This window comes from Ralstonia mannitolilytica (genome assembly GCF_905397375.1).
GTDB classification, from domain to species: Bacteria; Pseudomonadota; Gammaproteobacteria; order Burkholderiales; family Burkholderiaceae; genus Ralstonia; species Ralstonia mannitolilytica.
Genome location: NZ_CAJPVG010000019.1, coordinates 1 through 17,853 on the forward strand (window position 1 = coordinate 1; position 17,853 = coordinate 17,853).

18 protein-coding genes and 1 pseudogene are annotated in these 17,853 nt (G+C 66.1%); 16 read left to right on the forward strand and 3 right to left on the reverse strand.

From position 1 onward, the window contains the following. From KHN96_RS21760 to recR, 4 genes are all read left to right on the forward strand, one after another. The coding region (locus KHN96_RS21760) for a DNA polymerase III subunit gamma/tau C-terminal domain-containing protein (RefSeq protein WP_280519186.1) at nucleotides 1-697 on the forward strand (697 nt) is incomplete at its 5' end. An 84-nt stretch (nucleotides 698-781) separates the two neighbouring features. After that, nucleotides 782-1,129 (forward strand): YbaB/EbfC family nucleoid-associated protein, encoded by a 348-nt coding sequence (locus KHN96_RS21765; protein WP_045786559.1) that lies wholly within the window; start codon nucleotides 782-784, stop codon nucleotides 1,127-1,129. Nucleotides 1,130-1,140: 11 nt separating this feature from the next. Then, nucleotides 1,141-1,440 (forward strand): antibiotic biosynthesis monooxygenase family protein, encoded by a 300-nt coding sequence (locus KHN96_RS21770; RefSeq protein ID WP_045786560.1) that lies wholly within the window; start codon nucleotides 1,141-1,143, stop codon nucleotides 1,438-1,440. Further along, nucleotides 1,440-2,060: a recombination mediator RecR gene (recR, locus tag KHN96_RS21775; RefSeq protein WP_045786561.1), complete on the forward strand. Its 621-nt coding sequence runs from the start codon at nucleotides 1,440-1,442 to the stop codon at nucleotides 2,058-2,060. Before KHN96_RS21770 ends, recR begins: the two co-directional genes overlap by 1 nt. A 15-nt stretch (nucleotides 2,061-2,075) precedes the next feature. Here the strand turns inward: recR and KHN96_RS21780 are convergent. Next, nucleotides 2,076-3,536 (reverse strand): annotated as a pseudogene (locus tag KHN96_RS21780) (carbohydrate porin). A gap of 57 nt (nucleotides 3,537-3,593) precedes the next feature. Between KHN96_RS21780 and KHN96_RS21785 the strand changes: the two are divergent. From KHN96_RS21785 to KHN96_RS21815, 7 genes are all read left to right on the forward strand, one after another. Continuing rightward, entirely contained in the window at nucleotides 3,594-4,508 is a 915-nt protein-coding gene (locus tag KHN96_RS21785) for a LysR substrate-binding domain-containing protein (protein ID WP_062739239.1), read from the forward strand. A 24-nt stretch (nucleotides 4,509-4,532) separates the two neighbouring features. Further along, on the forward strand, nucleotides 4,533-5,741 hold the full coding sequence (locus tag KHN96_RS21790) for a CaiB/BaiF CoA transferase family protein (RefSeq protein WP_045786564.1): 1,209 nt from the start codon (nucleotides 4,533-4,535) through the stop codon (nucleotides 5,739-5,741). An 89-nt stretch (nucleotides 5,742-5,830) separates the two neighbouring features. Continuing rightward, nucleotides 5,831-6,880 carry an ABC transporter substrate-binding protein gene (locus KHN96_RS21795; protein WP_062739238.1) on the forward strand — a complete coding sequence of 350 codons (1,050 nt, stop codon included), beginning with the start codon at nucleotides 5,831-5,833 and terminating at the stop codon, nucleotides 6,878-6,880. A 64-nt stretch (nucleotides 6,881-6,944) separates the two neighbouring features. Then, the gene (locus tag KHN96_RS21800; protein ID WP_062739237.1) at nucleotides 6,945-7,757 is read left to right on the forward strand and encodes an ABC transporter ATP-binding protein; all 813 of its coding nucleotides are present in this window, start codon (nucleotides 6,945-6,947) and stop codon (nucleotides 7,755-7,757) included. A 23-nt stretch (nucleotides 7,758-7,780) separates the two neighbouring features. After that, complete coding sequence (locus tag KHN96_RS21805) at nucleotides 7,781-8,572, forward strand: ABC transporter permease (protein WP_045786567.1); 792 nt, start codon at nucleotides 7,781-7,783, stop codon at nucleotides 8,570-8,572. 78 nt (nucleotides 8,573-8,650) lie between these two features. Beyond that, a complete protein-coding gene (locus tag KHN96_RS21810) occupies nucleotides 8,651-9,280 on the forward strand; it encodes a TetR/AcrR family transcriptional regulator (protein ID WP_062739236.1) in 630 nt (209 codons plus the stop codon). A 91-nt stretch (nucleotides 9,281-9,371) separates the two neighbouring features. Further along, entirely contained in the window at nucleotides 9,372-10,478 is a 1,107-nt protein-coding gene (locus tag KHN96_RS21815) for an alkene reductase (protein ID WP_062739235.1), read from the forward strand. Between the two features lie 78 nt (nucleotides 10,479-10,556). On the opposite strand, the gene KHN96_RS21820 is transcribed toward KHN96_RS21815, so the two are convergent. After that, nucleotides 10,557-11,531, reverse strand: coding sequence for an NADPH:quinone oxidoreductase family protein (locus tag KHN96_RS21820; RefSeq protein WP_045786570.1), 975 nt, complete (start codon nucleotides 11,529-11,531; stop codon nucleotides 10,557-10,559). A gap of 207 nt (nucleotides 11,532-11,738) precedes the next feature. Here KHN96_RS21820 and surE point away from each other — a divergent pair, with 207 nt between their 5' ends. From surE to rpoS, 4 genes are read left to right on the forward strand one after another with little or no spacing between them, the layout of a single operon-like run. Beyond that, nucleotides 11,739-12,494 carry a 5'/3'-nucleotidase SurE gene (gene surE / locus KHN96_RS21825; protein WP_045786571.1) on the forward strand — a complete coding sequence of 252 codons (756 nt, stop codon included), beginning with the start codon at nucleotides 11,739-11,741 and terminating at the stop codon, nucleotides 12,492-12,494. A gap of 15 nt (nucleotides 12,495-12,509) precedes the next feature. Then, nucleotides 12,510-13,460 (forward strand): protein-L-isoaspartate(D-aspartate) O-methyltransferase, encoded by a 951-nt coding sequence (locus KHN96_RS21830; protein WP_062739234.1) that lies wholly within the window; start codon nucleotides 12,510-12,512, stop codon nucleotides 13,458-13,460. Nucleotide 13,461: 1 nt separating this feature from the next. Then, nucleotides 13,462-14,289 (forward strand): peptidoglycan DD-metalloendopeptidase family protein, encoded by an 828-nt coding sequence (locus tag KHN96_RS21835; RefSeq protein WP_062739233.1) that lies wholly within the window; start codon nucleotides 13,462-13,464, stop codon nucleotides 14,287-14,289. Nucleotides 14,290-14,297: 8 nt separating this feature from the next. Continuing rightward, nucleotides 14,298-15,431 carry an RNA polymerase sigma factor RpoS gene (gene rpoS / locus KHN96_RS21840; protein ID WP_045786574.1) on the forward strand — a complete coding sequence of 378 codons (1,134 nt, stop codon included), beginning with the start codon at nucleotides 14,298-14,300 and terminating at the stop codon, nucleotides 15,429-15,431. 17 nt (nucleotides 15,432-15,448) lie between these two features. On the opposite strand, the gene KHN96_RS21845 is transcribed toward rpoS, so the two are convergent. Next, a complete protein-coding gene (locus KHN96_RS21845) occupies nucleotides 15,449-16,312 on the reverse strand; it encodes an endonuclease/exonuclease/phosphatase family protein (RefSeq protein WP_062739232.1) in 864 nt (287 codons plus the stop codon). Between the two features lie 151 nt (nucleotides 16,313-16,463). On the opposite strand from KHN96_RS21845, the gene rlmD reads away from it, so the two are divergent. After that, nucleotides 16,464-17,816, forward strand: a complete 1,353-nt coding sequence (gene rlmD / locus KHN96_RS21850; RefSeq protein ID WP_062739231.1) for a 23S rRNA (uracil(1939)-C(5))-methyltransferase RlmD — start codon at nucleotides 16,464-16,466, stop codon at nucleotides 17,814-17,816. The last annotated feature ends 37 nt before the right edge of the window (nucleotides 17,817-17,853 follow it).

A 17,853-nucleotide genomic window follows, 5' to 3' on the forward strand; every position in this document is an offset into this window, starting at 1 on the left:
GAACCCCGTCGCGGCACCGGCATCGCCGCCACCGCGCCGTGAGTCCCGCGCGCCGGCCGCCCCGGCGGCCCCAGCCGCCGACGATGGCCCACCGCCGTGGGATGAGATGCCGGGCGAATTCGCGTCGCCGTCTCTGGAGGACATCGACGCGGCCTTTGCAGGTTGGGACGCGGCCTCCAGCGCGCGGCCCGGCACGCCCGAGCCTGCACGTCCGGCGCAGATTCAGGCGCCGGCGGTTGTATCGGCTCCTGCCCGGGCCAAGGTTGCGGAGCCCGTGGCGGAGGCGACGCCCCCGGATCTGAGCGCAAGCGGGCTGCCCGCATTCGATGGCAATTGGCCCGCGCTGGCCGCGCGCCTGCCGATGCGCGGCCTGGCCCAACAGCTGGCGTATCAAAGCGAACTCGTGGCCGTGGAGGGCGCGACGATGCGCCTGCGCGTACCCCTGCCTGCGTTGACCGAGGCCGGTGTCGTCGAACGGCTCGAGGCTGCGCTGAGCGAGCATTTCGGTACGCCCGTGCGCGTGGCGTGCGACATCGGTGCCGCACGCGCGACCGCCGCCGCTGTGGACGCCGAGCAGCGTGCCCAGCGTCAGCGGGACGCAGAAGAGGCGATTGCCGCCAACCCGTTCGTGCAGGCGCTCGTCCGGGATTTTGCCGCTCAGGTGATCCCCGGTTCGATTCAACCGCACGCGCACTGACCCGCATTCAGGATTCCACACCCAACACCGGCGCGCCTGCACGAGCGGCACGCCCTGCATGACCCATTCCAAGGAGCAACGACCATGATGAAAGGCCAGATCGCCGGGCTGATGAAGCAGGCCCAGCAGATGCAGGAAAACATGAAGAAGATGCAGGAACAGCTCGGCCAGATCGAGGTGGAAGGCGTGTCCGGCGCCGGCCTCGTGAAGGTGGTGATGACCTGCAAGAACGACGTGAAGCGCGTGTCCATCGACCCGAGCCTGCTGGCCGAGGGCGAAGACAAGGACCTGCTGGAAGACCTGATTGCCGCCGCCTTCAACGATGCCGTGCGCAAGGCCGAGGCCACCACGCAGGAGAAAATGGGCTCCGTCACGTCGGGCCTGGGCGGCATGGCGGGCATGCTGCCGCCGGGCTTCAAGCTGCCGTTCTAAGCCGCTGCGCCATGGTGCTGGAGTCTGCGCTGCTGCACGTCAAACCGGGTCAGGAGGCTGCCTTCGAGGCGGCCTTTGACGAGGCGCGCCACATCATCGGCGCGATGCGGGGCTTTGTTTCGCTCACGCTGTCGCGCTGCCTGGAAAAGCCGGGCGACTACCTGTTGCTCGTGCAGTGGCAGACACTGGAAGACCACACCGTCGGTTTCCGGCAGTCCGCCGAGTACCAGCGCTGGCGCGCGCTGCTGCATCACTTCTATGAGCCGATGCCGGAAGTGCTGCACTACACGGCCGTGACGGAGCATCCGTGATGCGCGCGGGTCCGGGTACGCCCTCGGCGTTGCAGATGCTGGTGGAAGCCTTGCGCGTGCTGCCGGGCGTGGGCCCGAAGTCGGCGCAGCGCATGGCCTACCACCTCCTGCAGCATGACCGCGAAGGGGCTTCGCGGCTGGCGCAGGCGTTGGCCGAGGCAACGGAGGCCATTCACCACTGCAGCCGCTGCAACACCTTTACCGAGCAGGAAGTCTGCGAGACCTGCCTCGATCCGCGCCGCGATGCATCGTTGCTCTGCGTGGTCGAAACGCCTGCCGACCAGATGATGATCGAGCAGACACTGACCTATCGCGGACAGTATTTCGTGCTGATGGGGCGGCTCTCGCCGCTGGACAACATCGGCCCCAAGGAAATCCATCTCGAACGCCTGCTCGCCCGCGCGACCGACCCGGCGCTGGGCGGTCCGTGCTCCGAGGTCATTCTCGCGACGAACTTCACCAGCGAGGGCGAGGCCACCGCGCACTACATCGGCGAGATGCTCAAGGCGCGCGGCATCAGGGCGACGCGGCTGGCGCGCGGCGTGCCTGTCGGTGGTGAACTCGAATATGTGGATGCGGGCACCATCGCCCGCGCGGTGCTGGATCGGCGCCAGCTCTAGGCTGACGCCCGGCCGTCAGAATTCGGTATGCAGGCGCGTGCCGAAGAAGACCGCCGGGCCGCGGTCCGCGTTGTAGCCGGGGTTGCGGATCCACTGCACGTCGGCGCTGATCCACAGGTGCTTGGCCGCCTGGAAGCTGTAGAACGCCTCGACGATCTGCTCGGGCGCGTAGTTCAGCTTGCCATCGCCCAGAAAGACGCCCATGCCGCCTCGCTGCAGGTAGCGGCGATGATCCGGCGACAGCATGTTGATGGCGGCCGCTACGCCGACCGTATCGTCCGTGCGGCCCTACTTGCTGCCTTTGACCAGTGTGCCGAATGACACCGAGCGGTCGATTTCCGTAAACGCATAGGTTTCCGTTTTGCCATCCGCCCACGACGCACGTGCGAATACGCCGATGTCGTCGTTGATCTGCTGTTCGGCGCCGACGCCGATGCCGACCTTGGCGTGCCCGCGCCGCACGAGGTTGACGTCCGGTGCGCTGCCGGTCGATTGGCCAAGGGCGATGGCGTCGTCATAGCGCGCCATGTCGGCCTTGTTGCGGAAGAGCATGACGCGCAGCTTGCCCGGCTGCCCGGCCAGCGTGTGGCTGCGTTCCACTTCGAAGACGTCGCCGTAGTGCCGGCCGATACGCGTATCGAGCGCCAGGCCGTTCGATTCGGCCGGCTGGATGAAGCGGCCCAGGCGGTAGGCCCAGTCGCCGTCGTAATACTCCAGCGCGGCGCCCCAGGTGTAGCCACGGGCGTCTGCGGCATAGTCGAACGCGCCATGCGTAAGGAACGACCAGTTCAGGAACTGCGTGCGCGGGTCATGGGCGTACGTCACGCTGTCGAATACATCGAGCACCGAGAAATTGCCTGCCGTGAAGACGAGCCGCCGCTTGTCGACGGGGCCGGCAAACTGGTTCATGTCGGGCTCTTGGTCTTCGCTGCCGCCGCCCAGGCCCACGGTCTGGCGGAAGAACGCGCGTGCCCGATACACGGTCGGGTCGGGCCCGGCCGTCTTGGCCAGCTCGCCGTTGCTGAAGCCGGCCAGCCCGTGCAGGCCGGAGAAAGGCTGTCCGAACGCGATTTCCGGGTTGATGTGGACGTCCGCGCCCTTCCACAGGCGCATGCCGAGGTCGAGCGTGGTCGTGACCGAATAGCTGGCAGTCGATCGGCCCGACAGGCTGTTGGGGCCGCTGTACGGCGAATGGAACGACAGGTCGTGCTGCCACACGTACGTGGCCTGGCCATGCACGGCGAAACGGTCCGGATCGCTGATCGCCCAATGCGTTGCGTCGTCGTCCGCAAAGGCCGGGCTGGCGCAGAGCATCAAGGTGGGCAGGGCGGTCAGGCAAAGCAGGCGTGATGGGAACAGCAGCATGGCAGGAAGCGGTGAGAACGCCGTTAGAATCCTTCTGCAATCAGACGGTCTGTGAACGGCCAAAGTCCGCCATGTTAACCACGGGCGGGTGACGGCCGCATGAAACAGCATGGAACGTGCCGCGATCTGACGTCTGATGTTGCATCTTTTCCACCTCCAGCTCCCACGATGAACCTCGCCCGCTTTGATCTCGTCACCCTCGGCCTGTTTGTGGCGGTGGCCCGGCTGGGCAGTATCTCGGCCGGCGCACGGCAGTCGCATCTGGCGGTAGCGGCGGCCAGCAAGCGGATTTCCGACCTCGAAGCGGCCGTGGGCGCGCCGCTGCTGTATCGCCACGCAGCGGGCGTGGAGCTGACCGAGGCCGGCCAGGCGTGCTTCCGCCATGCCGTGGGCATCCTCCAGGACGTCGAGCGCATGGCGGGCGCGCTGTCGGACTTTGCGGCTGGCACGCGCGGGCTGGTGCGCGTGTGGGCCAATACCTCCTCGATCACGCAGTTCCTGGCCGACGACCTGGCTGCCTTCATGCTGGCCAACCCCGCCATTCGCATCGCGCTGGAGGAGCAGGACAGCGGCGATATCGTCGCGGCGCTGCGCGAGAACCGCGCAGACCTTGGCATCTTCGCGGCCGGCACGCCATGCGAGGGGCTGCAATGGTTCGACTACCGCGAGGACGACCTCGCCCTCGTGACGCCGCGCAACCATCCGCTGGCCGGCCGCAAGCACGTGCATTTTGCCGATGCGGTGGACTTCGATTTCGTCAGCCTGCCGCCCGGCACGTCGCTCGCGGCGCAATTGCTGGAGGAAAGCCAGCGCATGGGCAAGCCGCTGCGCCTGCGCATCCAGGTGCGCAGCTTTGAGGCCGTCTGCCGCATGGTCGCCTCCGGGCTGGGCGTGGGCGTGCTGCCGCGCATTGCCGCGCAGGGGCACGTGTCGAGCCTGCCGGGCGCGGGCCTCGCGCTGGTGCCGCTGCAGGACGAATGGGCGCATCGCCGTCTGCTCGTGGGCGTGCGCGACCCCGGTGCGCTGACCAGTTCCGCGCGTCTTCTGATGACGCATCTGCTCGGCAACCCTGCTGCGCTCTGAATTCAACGCTTTCCATACCGATCCATGTCGACTCAGGTTTTGCAGAACATCCGCGTGCTGGAACTCGGGCAACTCATCGCCGGGCCGTTCGCCGCCAAGACGCTCGCCGATTTTGGCGCGCAGGTCATCAAGATCGAGCCGCCGGGGCAGGGCGATCCGCTGCGAAAATGGCGGATGCTGCATGAGGGCACCTCGGTCTGGTGGGAAGCGCAGTCGCGCAACAAGCAGTCCGTCTGCGTGGACCTGCGCGTGCCGCAGGGGCAGGACGTGGTGCGCAAGCTCGCCGCAGAGGCCGACGTGCTCATCGAGAACTTCCGCCCCGGCACGATGGAGAAGTGGGGGCTGTCGTACGAAGCGCTGTCCGCCATCAACCCGAAGCTCATCATGCTGCGCGTGTCGGGCTACGGCCAGACCGGACCGAAGCGCGACGAGCCCGGGTTTGCCGCGATTGCCGAGGCCATGGCAGGCCTGCGCTACCTGACCGGCGAGCCGGGCCGCCCGCCCTCACGTGCCGGCCTGTCATTGGGCGACACGATCGCCGGCCTGCATGGTGCGCTGGGGGTGCTGCTGGCCCTGTACGAGCGTGACGCGCGCGGCGGCAAGGGGCAGATGATCGACGTGGCCCTGTACGAGTCGGTCTTCAATCTGACCGAGAGCCTGCTGCCCGAGTATTCGGTCTTCGGCGCCATCCGCCAGCCCGCAGGCGGCGCGCTGCCGGGCATTGCGCCGTCCAACGCGTATCGCTGTGCCGGCGGGGAGTACGTGCTGATCGCCGCCAATGGCGACAACATCTTCCGCCGCCTGATGCTCAAGATGGGGCGGCCTGATCTCGCTGACGATCCTTCCCTTGCCCGCAACGACGGCCGTGCCGCGCGCGCCGAGGAGATCGATGCCGCCATCAACGCCTGGACGGCCACATTGGCCATCGGCGACGTCCTCGCCGCGCTGCATGAGGCCGAGGTGCCGAGTGGCCCGATCTACACCGTCGCCGACATTGCCGCCGACCCGCATTACCGCGCACGTGGCGTGATCGAGACTGTGCGCACGCAGTCCGGCATCGACGTCGAAATGCCTGGGGTCGTCCCGAAGCTCTCGGCGACGCCAGGGGTCGTGCAGGCCAGCGCTCCGCGCCTGGGCCAGCACACGCGCGACGTGCTGCGCGGCCACGGCCTGACCGACGCGCAGATCGACGCGCTGGTCTCGCAAGGCATCGTGGCTGAGGCGAACGGTTAAACAGCTAGGACGATCCCGCATATTGGGTTGCAAGCCATTACGGTAATATCGCCGCCAGGGCAGTGAACGCCGCAGAACAGGAGACGAGCATGGGGACACGAGGCATCGGCCGTTGGACGAAGTGGATTGGCGCGGCGTGGTGCGCAGCGAGCCTGCTGGCAGCCAGCCCCGCCGTCCTGGCGCAGGGCAAGCCTGAGAGGAGCAAGGTCACCATCGCGGTGGGCGGCAAGGCGTTGTTCTACTACCTGCCGCTGACGATCGCCGAACGCCTCGGCTACTTCAAGGATGAAGGCCTGGACGTGGAGATCGTCGACTTTGCCGGCGGCGCGAAGGCGTTGCAGGCGGTGGTTGGCGGCAGCGCCGATGTGGTGAGCGGCGCGTATGAGCACACGCTGGTGCTGCAGGCCAAGGGCCAGGCGTACCAGGAATTCGTGCTGCAGGGTCGCGCCCCGCAGATCGTGCTGGCGGTCAACAACAAGACCATGCCCAACTACAAGTCGATTGTTGACCTGAAGGGCAAGAAGATCGGCGTGACGGCACCGGGCTCGTCGACCAACATCATGGTGAATTACGTGCTGGCGCGCGCCGGCATCAAGCCGAACGAGGTGTCGATCATCGGCGTGGGGGCAAGCAACGGCGCCATCGCCGCCGTGCGCGCCGGCCAGATCGACGCGCTGGCGAACCTGGACCCGGTCATGTCGATGCTCACGCAGAAGAACGAGGTGCGCGTGGTGTCCGATACCCGCACGCTGGCGGACACCAAGGCGGTGTTCGGCGGCAACATGCCGGCAGGCTGCCTGTATGCGTCCACCGCGTTCATCCAGAAAAACCCCAACACCACGCAGGCGCTGACCAACGCCATGGTGCGGGCGCTCAAGTGGCTGCAGAAGGCGGGCCCGTCGGACATCGTCAAGACCGTACCGGAGTCGTACCTGCTGGGTGACCGCGCGCTGTATCTGGCAGCGTGGGACAAGGTGCGCGAGGCCATCTCGCCCGACGGCACGATGCCTGCCGACGGCCCCGCGACGGCGCTGCGCACGTTGTCCGAATTCGATGCAGAGGTGAAGGGCAAGGCGATCAAACTTGACCAGACCTTCACCAACGCCTTCGTGCAGAAGGCCAACGCCAAGTACAAGTAAGCCTCACAGGCTTTCGGCAACGCGCCCGGTTTCTGCCGGGCGCATTGTTTTTGGACCACACATCATGTCCCATCCAGCGCTTTCGTTCGATCGGATCACCTGCACCTTCATCTCACCCGACAAACCGGGCCAGCGCTACACCGCCGTCAAGGACACCACGCTCGATGTGGAGGCCGGCGAGTTCGTCTCCGTCGTCGGACCCACCGGTTGCGGCAAATCCACGTTGCTGAATCTCGCGGCGGGGCTGCTGCAGCCGTCGTCCGGGCAGGTGCGCGTGTTTGGCGAGCCGCTGGTCGGTATCAACCGCCGCGCGGGCTACATGTTCCAGTCCGAGGCCCTGATGCCTTGGCGCAGCGCGCTCGACAACGTGCTGGCGGGGCTGGAATTTCGCGGCACCCCGGACAAGGAAGCACGCGATCTGGCGATGTCATGGCTGGCACGCGTCGGCCTGGGCGGGTTTGAAGACCGTTATCCGCATCAACTGTCGGGGGGCATGCGCAAGCGCGTGAGCCTGGCGCAGACGCTCGTACTCGACCCCGACATCATCCTCATGGACGAGCCGTTCTCCGCGCTCGACATCCAGACGCGCCAATTGATGGAGAACGAGGTGCTGGACCTCTGGGCCGCCAAGCGCAAGGCGGTGCTGTTCATCACGCACGATCTGGACGAGGCGATTGCGATGAGCGACCGCGTCGTCGTGCTGGCCGCAGGGCCTGGTACGCATCCGATTGGCGAATTCGTGATCGATCTGCCGCGCCCGCGCGACGTGGCAGAGATTCGCGACCAGGCGGGTTTTGTCGACCTGCACGCGCGCATCTGGGATGTGCTGCGTGAAGAAGTGCTCAAGGGCTACGCGCAGCATCGCCGCGTGGCGTGAACCGAATCCGATCGATCGTACTCATGGCAAATCGTCCGCTTTCCTCTTTCTCGCTGCGTGCGTGGCAGCTTGGCCTGCTGGTCGCCACGCTGGCTGTCTGGCATTTCGCTACGCGTTCGCAACAGGTCGCGTTCTTCTTTGGCGAGCCGATCATCGTGGCCCAGCGCATCTGGGCGTGGTTCGTGACCGAGGGCGATATCTACCTGCACCTCGGCGTGACGCTGGCCGAGACGGTGCTGGCCTTCGCCATCGGCACGGCGACAGGCCTCGGCGCAGGGCTCTGGCTGGCTCTGAGCCCGGCGGCGTCTGCCGTGCTGGACCCGTACATCAAGGCTGCCAATTCGATGCCGCGCGTGATACTGGCGCCGATCTTCGGCGTGTGGTTCGGCTTGGGCATCTGGTCAAAGGTGGCGCTGGCGGTGACGCTGGTGTTCTTCATCGTCTTCTTCAACGTCTACCAGGGCGTGAAGGAGGTGAGCCCGGTGGTGCTGGCCAACGCACGCATGCTCGGAGCGTCGCAGCGGCAGCTGCTGCGTTTCGTCTATCTGCCGAGTGCCACGAGCTGGGTGTTCTCGTCCCTGCATACGTCGGTGGGCCTCGCGTTTGTGGGTGCGGTGGTGGGCGAGTACCTCGGCTCGGCGCGCGGCGTGGGCTATCTCATTCTTCAGGCCGAGGGCACGTTCGACATCAACACCGTATTTGCGGGCATCGTCGTGCTGACCGTATTTGCGCTCGTGCTCGACTGGCTGGTGGGCCTGGTGGAAAAACGCCTGATGCGCTGGCAGCCGAAGACGGGCGAGACCGAAAAACTCTGACCGTCCGCACATCCCATCGACCCTGCAGAAAGCAGGGTCATGCAGCTAGACGGTCGGTCTACTATAATCCAACCCATCATGAGCAAGCACCCTGAACCCGCCACCGCAGAAGGCGCCGAAGCCCGGCACGACACGCGCGACCGCATTCTGGCCGCCGGCGCCGAGCTGATCCTCGGCCGCGGGTTCTCGGCGGTCGGGCTGGCGGAGATCCTCGGGCGTGCCCAGGTGCCCAAGGGCTCGTTCTATTACTACTTCGCGTCGAAGGAAGACTTTGGCGCGGCGATGCTCGAGCGTTACTTCCAGGATTACGACGCGGGTGTCGTCAGCCTCTTCAACGACACGCGGCTGACTGCACGCGAACGCCTCCTGCGCTACTTCACCGCCTGGATCGACTTGCACGAGCGCAGTGCGTGTGAACTCACCTGCCTGGCCGTCAAGCTTTCCGGTGAGGTGTCGGATCTGTCGGAGCCGATGCGCAAGGTGCTCTCCGCGGGCATGAAGCGCATGGTCGCGCGGATCGAGGCGGTCATCTGCGCCGGTGTGGCCGATGGCTCGCTCCCGCCCGTGGCCGATGCGCATGCACTGGCCGAGAGCCTGTACGGCATGTGGATGGGCGGCGCGCTTCAGGCAAAGGCTCACCGGTCCACGTCCCCCTTCAGGAGTTGCCTGGCGCAGACCGAAGCACTGCTGGCGCCCCCGACGCATTGATCGCGAGGCACGTTCCTCGCTTTTTTAAACGTCCGGTTCTAGATGACCGGTCGAATAGTCAAACCCTGCTGTCCTTTTTGTAGGAGCCGAGATGCCTCAACAATTGCTGTCCCCCATCCAGGTCGGTCGCACGACCCTGGCCAATCGCGTCGTGATGGCGCCGCTCACGCGGTCCCGCGCAGGCCAGCCTGGCGATGTGCCCACCGAGTTGAACGTGACGTACTACGCGCAGCGCGCCACGGCCGGCCTCATCGTAACGGAAGCGACGCAGATTTCCCGCCAGGGCCAGGGCTATGCCTGGACGCCCGGCATGTACACCGACGCGCAGGAAGCCGGCTGGAAGGCGGTGGTGGACGCCGTGCACGCCAAGGGCGGCCGCATTTCACAGCAGCTTTGGCACGTGGGCCGCATTTCGCACACGCTGCTGCAGGAGAACGGGCAGGCGCCGGTCGCGCCGTCGGCCATTGTCGCCAAAGGCGCCCAGAGCTTCGTTGTGCAGCCCGACGGCACAGCCGCCAACGTGCAGACCAGCGAGCCCCGCGCCCTGGCCACGGAAGAGATCCCGGGCATCATTGCCCAGTACCGTCAGGCTGTGCTGCGCGCGCGGCGCGTGGGTTTCGATTTCGTCGAAATCCATGCCGCCAACGGCTACCTGCTTCATCAGTTCCTGTCGACCAACAGCAACCAGCGCACCGATCAGTACGGCGGCTCACTCGAGAACCGCGCGCGGCTGATCCTCGAAGTGGTCGACACCGCCATCGCGGAAATCGGCGCCGATCGCGTGGGCATTCGCCTGTCGCCGCACTTTGTCGCGCATGACATCGCCGATGCGCAAGCCGAGGCCAGCGCCCTGTATCTCGCGCGCGAACTTACCAAGCGCGGCATCGCTTATCTGCACATCGCCGAGCCCGACTGGGCAGGCGGCCCCGAGCTGTCCACCGACTTCCGTCGCCAGTTGCGCGATGCGTTCAAGGGAACGCTCATCGTTTGCGGCAACTACACCGCGCAAGAGGGCGAGCAGATGATCGCTTCCGGCCTGGCCGATGCGGTGGCATTTGGCCGGCCGTTCATCGCCAACCCCGATCTGGTCGCACGCTTCCGCGCCGGTGCGGAGCTCAACAAGCCGGACCGCTCGACCTTCTACGGCGGTCGGGAAAAGGGCTACACCGATTACCCCACGCTGGAAGAAGCCGCCTGATCCGGTATCGCCGCAAAGACAAAACCGCGCTGGGCAACGAACCCAGCGCGGCCCTTGTTCCGTCTGCGGTGCGAACGCTCAGGGTTGGATCACGACCTTGCCTGTCACCTTGCGCGCCGCCATGTCGAGCAGCGCCTGCGTGGTCTGCTCCAGCGGGTAGCGCGCCGAGATGTGCGGGCGGATCTTGCCTTCGCCCATCCACCCGAGCATCTGCGTCATGTTGGCCAGATTCGCCTTCGGCTCGCGGCGCGCGAATTCACCCCAGAACACGCCCACCAGCGATGCGCCCTTGAGCAACGCCAGGTTCAGCGGCATCTTCGGAATCTCGCCGTTCGCAAAGCCGACCACGAGATAGCGGCCGCGCCAGGCGATGGAGCGGAACGCCGGCTCCGCATAGATGCCGCCGACCGGGTCGTAGATCACGTCGGGGCCCTTGCCGTCGGTCAGTGCCTTGATGCGCTCGCGCAGGTCTTCTGTCGAATAGTTGATGAGTTCATCGGCGCCGTGCTCTTTGCACACGGCGAGCTTTTCGTCGCTCGATGCCGCGGCGATCACGCGTGCGCCGATGGCCTTGCCGATCTCGATGGCGGCCAGTCCGACGCCGCCGGCGGCGCCCAGCACCAGCATCGTTTCGCCGGCCTTCAACTGCCCGCGGTCCACCACGGCGTGGTGCGACGTGCCATAGGTCAGGGTGAAGGCGGCAGCGGTGTCGAACGCCATGCCGGGCGGCATCGGCATGACGACCTTGGCCGACGCCTTCACCTGCGAAGCAAACGCGCCCTGGCCCAGGAAGGCGATCACATGGTCGCCGGCCTTCACATGCGACACGCCTTCGCCCACCGAATGCACCACGCCCGCGACCTCAGAGCCCGGCGTGAAGGGCAGTTCGGGCTTGAACTGGTACTTGTTCTGGATGATCAGCACGTCGGGAAAATTCACTCCCGCGGCCTTCACATCGATGACGACCTCTCCGGCGCCCGGCGTGAGATCGGGCAGGGTTTCAATGACCAGCGATTCGGGCGGGCCCCAGGTCTTGCAGACGACGGCTTTCATGAGTGTCTCCTCGACAGTCTTGCGTTGGATTGTTCGCCATCTCGCATGCATCGCACGCGATTCCGTCTGGCAGTGTAACCGAATAAAAGCACGATCGTTCGATTTGATCGGGGCGCCTGCCGACTCGGCGTGCAGATGCATTTTTGCGGATGTGTACAACGTTCCCGGAGCGCGAACCACGCACGCCGCTCGGTTACAATCCGCGCCATGCATATTCTCATTGCCAATGACGACGGTTACCTCGCGCCTGGTCTCGCGGCGCTCGCCCGCGCGCTTCGTCCGCTGGGCCGCGTGACCGTGGTGGCGCCGGAACAGAACCATAGCGGCGCATCCAACTCGCTCACGCTGCAGCGGCCGCTCTCGGTGTTTGAAGCGACCGAAGGCGCGCAGAAGGGCTTCCGCTTCGTCAACGGCACGCCGACGGACTGCGTGCACATCGCGCTCACCGGCATGATCGAAGAGAAGCCCGACCTGGTGGTGTCCGGCATCAACCAGGGCCAGAACATGGGCGAAGACGTGCTGTACTCCGGCACCGTCGCGGCCGCCATCGAGGGTTATCTGTTTGGCATCCCGTCGATCGCGTTTTCGCAGGTCGACAAGGGATGGACACATCTCGATGCCGCCGAGCGCGTCGCGCGTGAAGTCGTCGAGCGATATCTCTCCGACCCGCTGGAGGGATCGGTCCTGCTCAATGTCAACATTCCCAACGTACCGTACGGCGAGCTGGCAGGCTGGCGCGCGACGCGCCTGGGTAAGCGGCACCAGTCGCAGCCGGTGATCCGGCAAGCCAACCCGCGCGGTGAGCCCATTTACTGGGTGGGCGCCGCCGGCGACGCCAAGGATGCCAGCGAAGGCACCGATTTCCATGCCGTTGCCCACGGGTTCGTTTCGTTGACGCCGCTGCAGCTCGATCTGACCGATACGGCGCAGCTGCGCAGCGTGCGCCGCTGGCAGACGCCCTGAGAGAGACGGTGCCCCATGTCTGAACGCCCGCGTGATCGGCGCTTTCCGTTGACGCTCGACGCCGTCGTCGAACGCAAGCCTGCGGGCCGTCAGCGCGAGACGCGGATCTCCTCCGGCGTGAGCGCCATGTCGAATGCCGGATCGCGACCGGCGCCGGCACGTACGGTGTCGGCCGAGCGGGCGCCGCAGGCACCGTCGCCTGCGCCCCAACGCGTGGCGGGCGTGGATGCGGTGGTCGGTGCGGTCGCCGCCAGTGCGGTGCAGGCGCGCACTCAAGCCGCGAATGCAGCGGCGGGGGGGATGGCGTCGGATCGCGCGCGGCAGGCGCTGGTCGGCCGCGTTCGTGCCGGCGGCGTGACCGATGCACGCGTGCTTGCCGCCATCGGCACGGTGCCCCGGCACCTGTTCGTCGATGCCGGTCTGGCGTCTCAGGCGTATGAGGATTCCGCCTTGCCGATCGGGCATCAGCAAACGATCTCGAAGCCTTCGGTGGTCGGCCGGATGATTGAGCTGCTGGTGCGCGAGCGGCCCCGGCGCGACGGCGCACCGCTGGCACGGGTGCTCGAAGTCGGAACCGGCTGCGGTTATCAGGCCGCGGTGCTCGCGCAACTGGCCGACGAGGTCTACTCGATCGAACGCGTCCGACCGCTGCACGAAAGAGCCAAAGCGAACTTGCGACCACTCCGTGTGCCAAACATCCGTCTGCATTACGGCGACGGCATGCTGGGGCTGCCGAAGGCCGCGCCGTTTGACGCCATCATCCTGGCCGCGGCGGGGTTGGAGGTGCCGCAGGCGCTGCTCGACCAGCTCGCTGTCGGCGGCCGCCTGATCGCGCCGGTGGCAACTGAGCGCAATGGCGGCCCCGCGCAGCAACTCATACTCATCGAGCGCCGCAGCCGCTTCCAGTTTCACAGTACCGCGCTTGAAGGCGTTTTCTTTGTCCCGTTAAAATCAGGAACTGTTTAGCATGTTCACTTCCCGGAGCTCCATGAACCGTCCAAGCCCCGCACGCGCCGGCCGGCTCGCTGTGGCGATGGTGTCGGCCGCACTGCTGGCGGCTTGCGCATCCTCCGGCAATCAAGCCCCTGTCCTCGACCGCACTTCGCGTGCCGGCACCAGCGGCGCCGCATCGCAGGAGCCGCCGCCTCCCGGCTACTACCGCGTCAAACGCGGCGACACGCTGTACAGCATCGCCCTGCGCAATGGCCAGGCCCCGCGCGATCTTGTCGCATGGAACAACATCGCGAATCCCAACCAGATCGAGGTCGATCAGCTGATTCGCGTGGTGCCGCCCAATGCCGACGTGAGCAGCACGGGCGCCGTGGTCACGCCGGTCCGCCCGGGTACCACGACCACGCAACCGAGCGACTCGGGCCCGGTCACGCCGCCGCCGGCCACGTCGAGCCCGCCTGCTGCCGGGGCAAGCGACAGCCCCATCGCATTGGTATGGCCGGCGCACGGTCCGCTCGTCAACCGCTTCGACGACAAGGCCAACAAGGGCATCGACATCGGCGGCAAGCGGGGTGATCCGGTGCTCGCTGCCGGCGACGGAAAAGTGATCCACGTTGGACCCTTGCGTGGGTACGGGAATCTTGTCATCATCAAACACAACGACACGTTCCTGACCGCCTACGGCAACAACGACAAGGTTCTGGTCACCGAGCAATCCACGGTCAAGAAAGGGCAGAAGATCGCTGAAATGGGCAGTACCGATGCGGACCGCGTGAAACTTCACTTTGAAGTGCGCCGCAACGGCAAGCCGGTCGATCCGATGCGTTTCCTTCCGCCTCAATAGAGGAATGCATGCCGCGCCAGAAAGCCGCCACGCCCGCCACCCCCGTCGATGAAAACGTCGATGCTGTAGAGGGCCAAAGCACCCGTAACGGGCGCGGGGGGCGGCGTGCTCGCGGTGCGGCGCAACCTCCGACGGAAGACATTGAAGTCGCCGAGACGCTGGTCGACGAGGCGCCTGGCGCTGAATCGGCCGACCTTGCCGATGTGTCCGACAGCATCGACGAGCCCGAGGAAGACGAGGAAGAGTCTGGCGAAGCCGAGGAGGCGGCGCCGGAAGAGGATTTCCGCAAGGTGCTGCAGGCAGAGCTGGCTGCTGACACGGTCCAGCACTACCTGAATCGCATCAGCATCAAGCCGCTGCTGACGCCGGCCGAGGAACTCCATTTCTCGACGCTGGCCAAGGCTGGCGAGTTCACCGCCCGCCAGGTCATGATCGAGCGCAATCTGCGCTTGGTCGTGAGCATTGCAAAGGGTTATCTGAACCGCGGCGTTCCGCTTCTCGACCTGATCGAAGAGGGCAACCTCGGCTTGATGCATGCCATCGAGAAGTTCGATCCGGAACGCGGTTTCCGCTTTTCGACCTACGCGACATGGTGGATCCGCCAGAGCATCGAGCGCGCGATCATGAACCAGGCGCGCACCGTCCGCTTGCCGGTGCACGTGATCCGCGAACTCAACCAGGTGCTGCGCGCCAAGCGCCATCTTGAGAAGGGCGGGATCGACGGCCGCGACGCGAGCCTTGAAGATATCGCCCACCTGCTCGGCAAGACGACGGAAGAAGTCCAGGATGTGCTGTCCCTCAACGAGCACACGACTTCGCTGGATACGCCGTTTGACCTCGATCCTGGCACCAGCCTGCTCGACTTTCTGTCGGACGAACACGGCGCGTCGCCGGACCAGGAAGTCGCGCATCGCGAGTTGTCGCAGCTGATGAAGTCGTGGCTGGCTCGCCTCTCCGACAAGCATCGCTATGTGGTGGAGCGCCGCTTCGGCCTGAACCATATCGAGCCCGCCACGCTGGAAGAGCTCGCCGCTGAAATGGGGCTGACCCGCGAACGCGTGCGCCAGATCCAGCAAGAAGCGCTGGTCAAGCTCAAGCGCCACTTCGCCTCGCAGGGCGTGCGCAAAGACGCGGTGCTGTAAGACCGCCTCTCTCTCCCTCAATCGTTTCGCAGCTCCAGCAGCATCGGCTGGTGGTCTGATGCCCGTGTGGCGCTATTGACCTCAACGCGCAGCACGCGCGCCTTCAGCGGGTCGCTGATCAGCATGAAATCGCATGCGTAGGCCGGTTCCGTCCAGCCGGTGCGATCGTAGACGCCGAAGGTGGGCGGTTGCGGTGTCGCGCCATGGGCAATTTCCCAGGCGTCATGCAACGCTGGCGCTTGTGTGAGCGGCACGGTGGCGAGCCGCTTGGGGGTGGAATCCGGTTTGCAGTTGAAATCGCCGCAGATGACGGTCGACATGGTTTGTGCCAGCGGGCGGAACGGGCCGATGGCCGACTCGGGGCCGAGCTGCTGCGCCTCGCTTGCGCGCGCGCAGCCCTCGGCGTGAACGGCGCGCAGCGCATCAACCTGTGCCAGGCGCTGAAGCTCGGAGTAGTACTCCAGGTGCGTAGTCACGATGCGCAACGGACCGAAAGGTGCTAGCAGGATCGTCTCGATGGCCATGCGGGGCATGAACGGCGTAGCGTCGGGCGGGCAAGGCAGCGCGTGCCGGACGACGTGGAGCACCGGCAGGCGGGAAGCGATCGCGTTGCCGAAGCGTTGCACGTGCTGGCCGTCGTGCCGCTCCAGGGCGAAGCCGCCGATGACGCTGTACTCCCTGCCCAACGCATCCGTGAGCTCGCCCCATTGATCCGGACCCGGCTGGCCGGGCAGGGCGGTGAACCCGGATGTCAGTTCCTGCAGGCATAGGACGTCAAAGCGGCTCATGCGGTGAGCCTCGTCCAACTGGCGCGCAAGATCGACATGCCCGTCCACGCCGCGGCCCCACTGGATGTTCCACGTCAGGATGACGGTGCTCATGGTGTCCTCCGGTATCTTACAATGCCGCCCTTGTCCTTTTATCCGCCCAGGCTCGCCCGTGTCTCAAGCTGCACCCAACGTCACGCCTTCGTCTCCTGATCCGGCAACCGGTGCGCCCGCCAAGGCGCCGCGTGGCCGAAGGAAGCCCGATATGCCGGTGGCTGGCCCGCTGGACGTCGTCTCGCTGGACAACGAGGCGCGGGGCATCGGACGTCTGGCCAATGAAGACGGCACGCCCGGCAAGGTCGTGTTCGTAGAGGGCGCGCTGCCGGGCGAGCAGGTAACGTACCGCAGCCATCGCGTGAAGCCGTCGTACGAGCAGGCGAGCGTGGTGAGCATTCTGCGCGCATCGCCGACGCGCGTGACGCCGCAATGCCAGTTCTTTGGCGTGTGCGGCGGTTGCTCGATGCAGCATCTGGACGCGCGCGCGCAGGTCGCCATCAAACAGCGCGTGCTTGAGGACGATCTGTGGCACCTGGCCAAGCTGCGTCCGGACGTTGTCTTCCGGCCGATTGCCGGACCGGATTGGGGCTATCGCTATCGTGCGCGTCTGACGGTGCGCCACGTTGCCGCCAAAGGCGGCGTGCTGGTGGGGTTTCATGAGCGCAAGAGCAGCTATGTGGCTGACATGACGTCGTGCGAGATTCTGCCGCCGCACGTCTCGGCGCTGCTGGTGCCGTTGCGCGAACTGGTGGGGCGCTTGTCCATCGTCCAGCGCATGCCCCAGATCGAGCTGGCGGTCGGGCAGGATGTGACCGCGCTGGTGCTGCGCGTTCTGGAGCCACTCACGTCCGCCGACGAAGCCGAACTGCGTGCCTTTGCCGACCGGCATAACGTCCAGTTCTGGCTGCAGCCGAAGGGCCCTGACACGGTCTACCCGTTCTATCCGCTGGATCGCGCGCTGACGTACACGCTGCCGGAGTTCGGTATCACGATGCCGTTCAAGCCGACGGATTTCACGCAGGTCAATCACCAGATCAACCGGGTGCTGATGTCGCGGGCGTTGAAACTGCTCGACGCGCAGCCTGGGGATCGGCTGCTCGACCTCTTCTGCGGGATCGGAAATTTCACGCTCCCGATGGCCACGCGCGCCCGCGAGGTCATGGGCATCGAAGGCAGCGAAGCCCTGACCACCCGCGCTCTGGCCAACGCCAAACACAACGGTTTGGACGCGAAGACCTCATTTGCCTGCCGCAACCTGTTCGAAGTGACGGCCGATGATATCGCTGCGCTGGGCAAGTTTGATCGCTGGCTGATCGACCCGCCTCGGGAGGGGGCGCTGGCGGTGTCCAAGGCGCTGGCCGAGTTGTCGCAACGCGGCGCCGATGCGGCCGACCTCCTGCCGAAGCGGATCGTCTATGTGTCGTGCAATCCGTCCACCTTGGCGCGCGATGCGGGTTTGCTGGTGCACGAGGCCGGCTATCGGCTTGCGGGGGCGGGCGTGGTGAACATGTTCCCGCACACGTCCCACGTGGAGTCGATCGCTGTATTCGAGCGGGGCTGACCCCCAGGCACGGACAAAGAAAAACCGGCGCACCGGG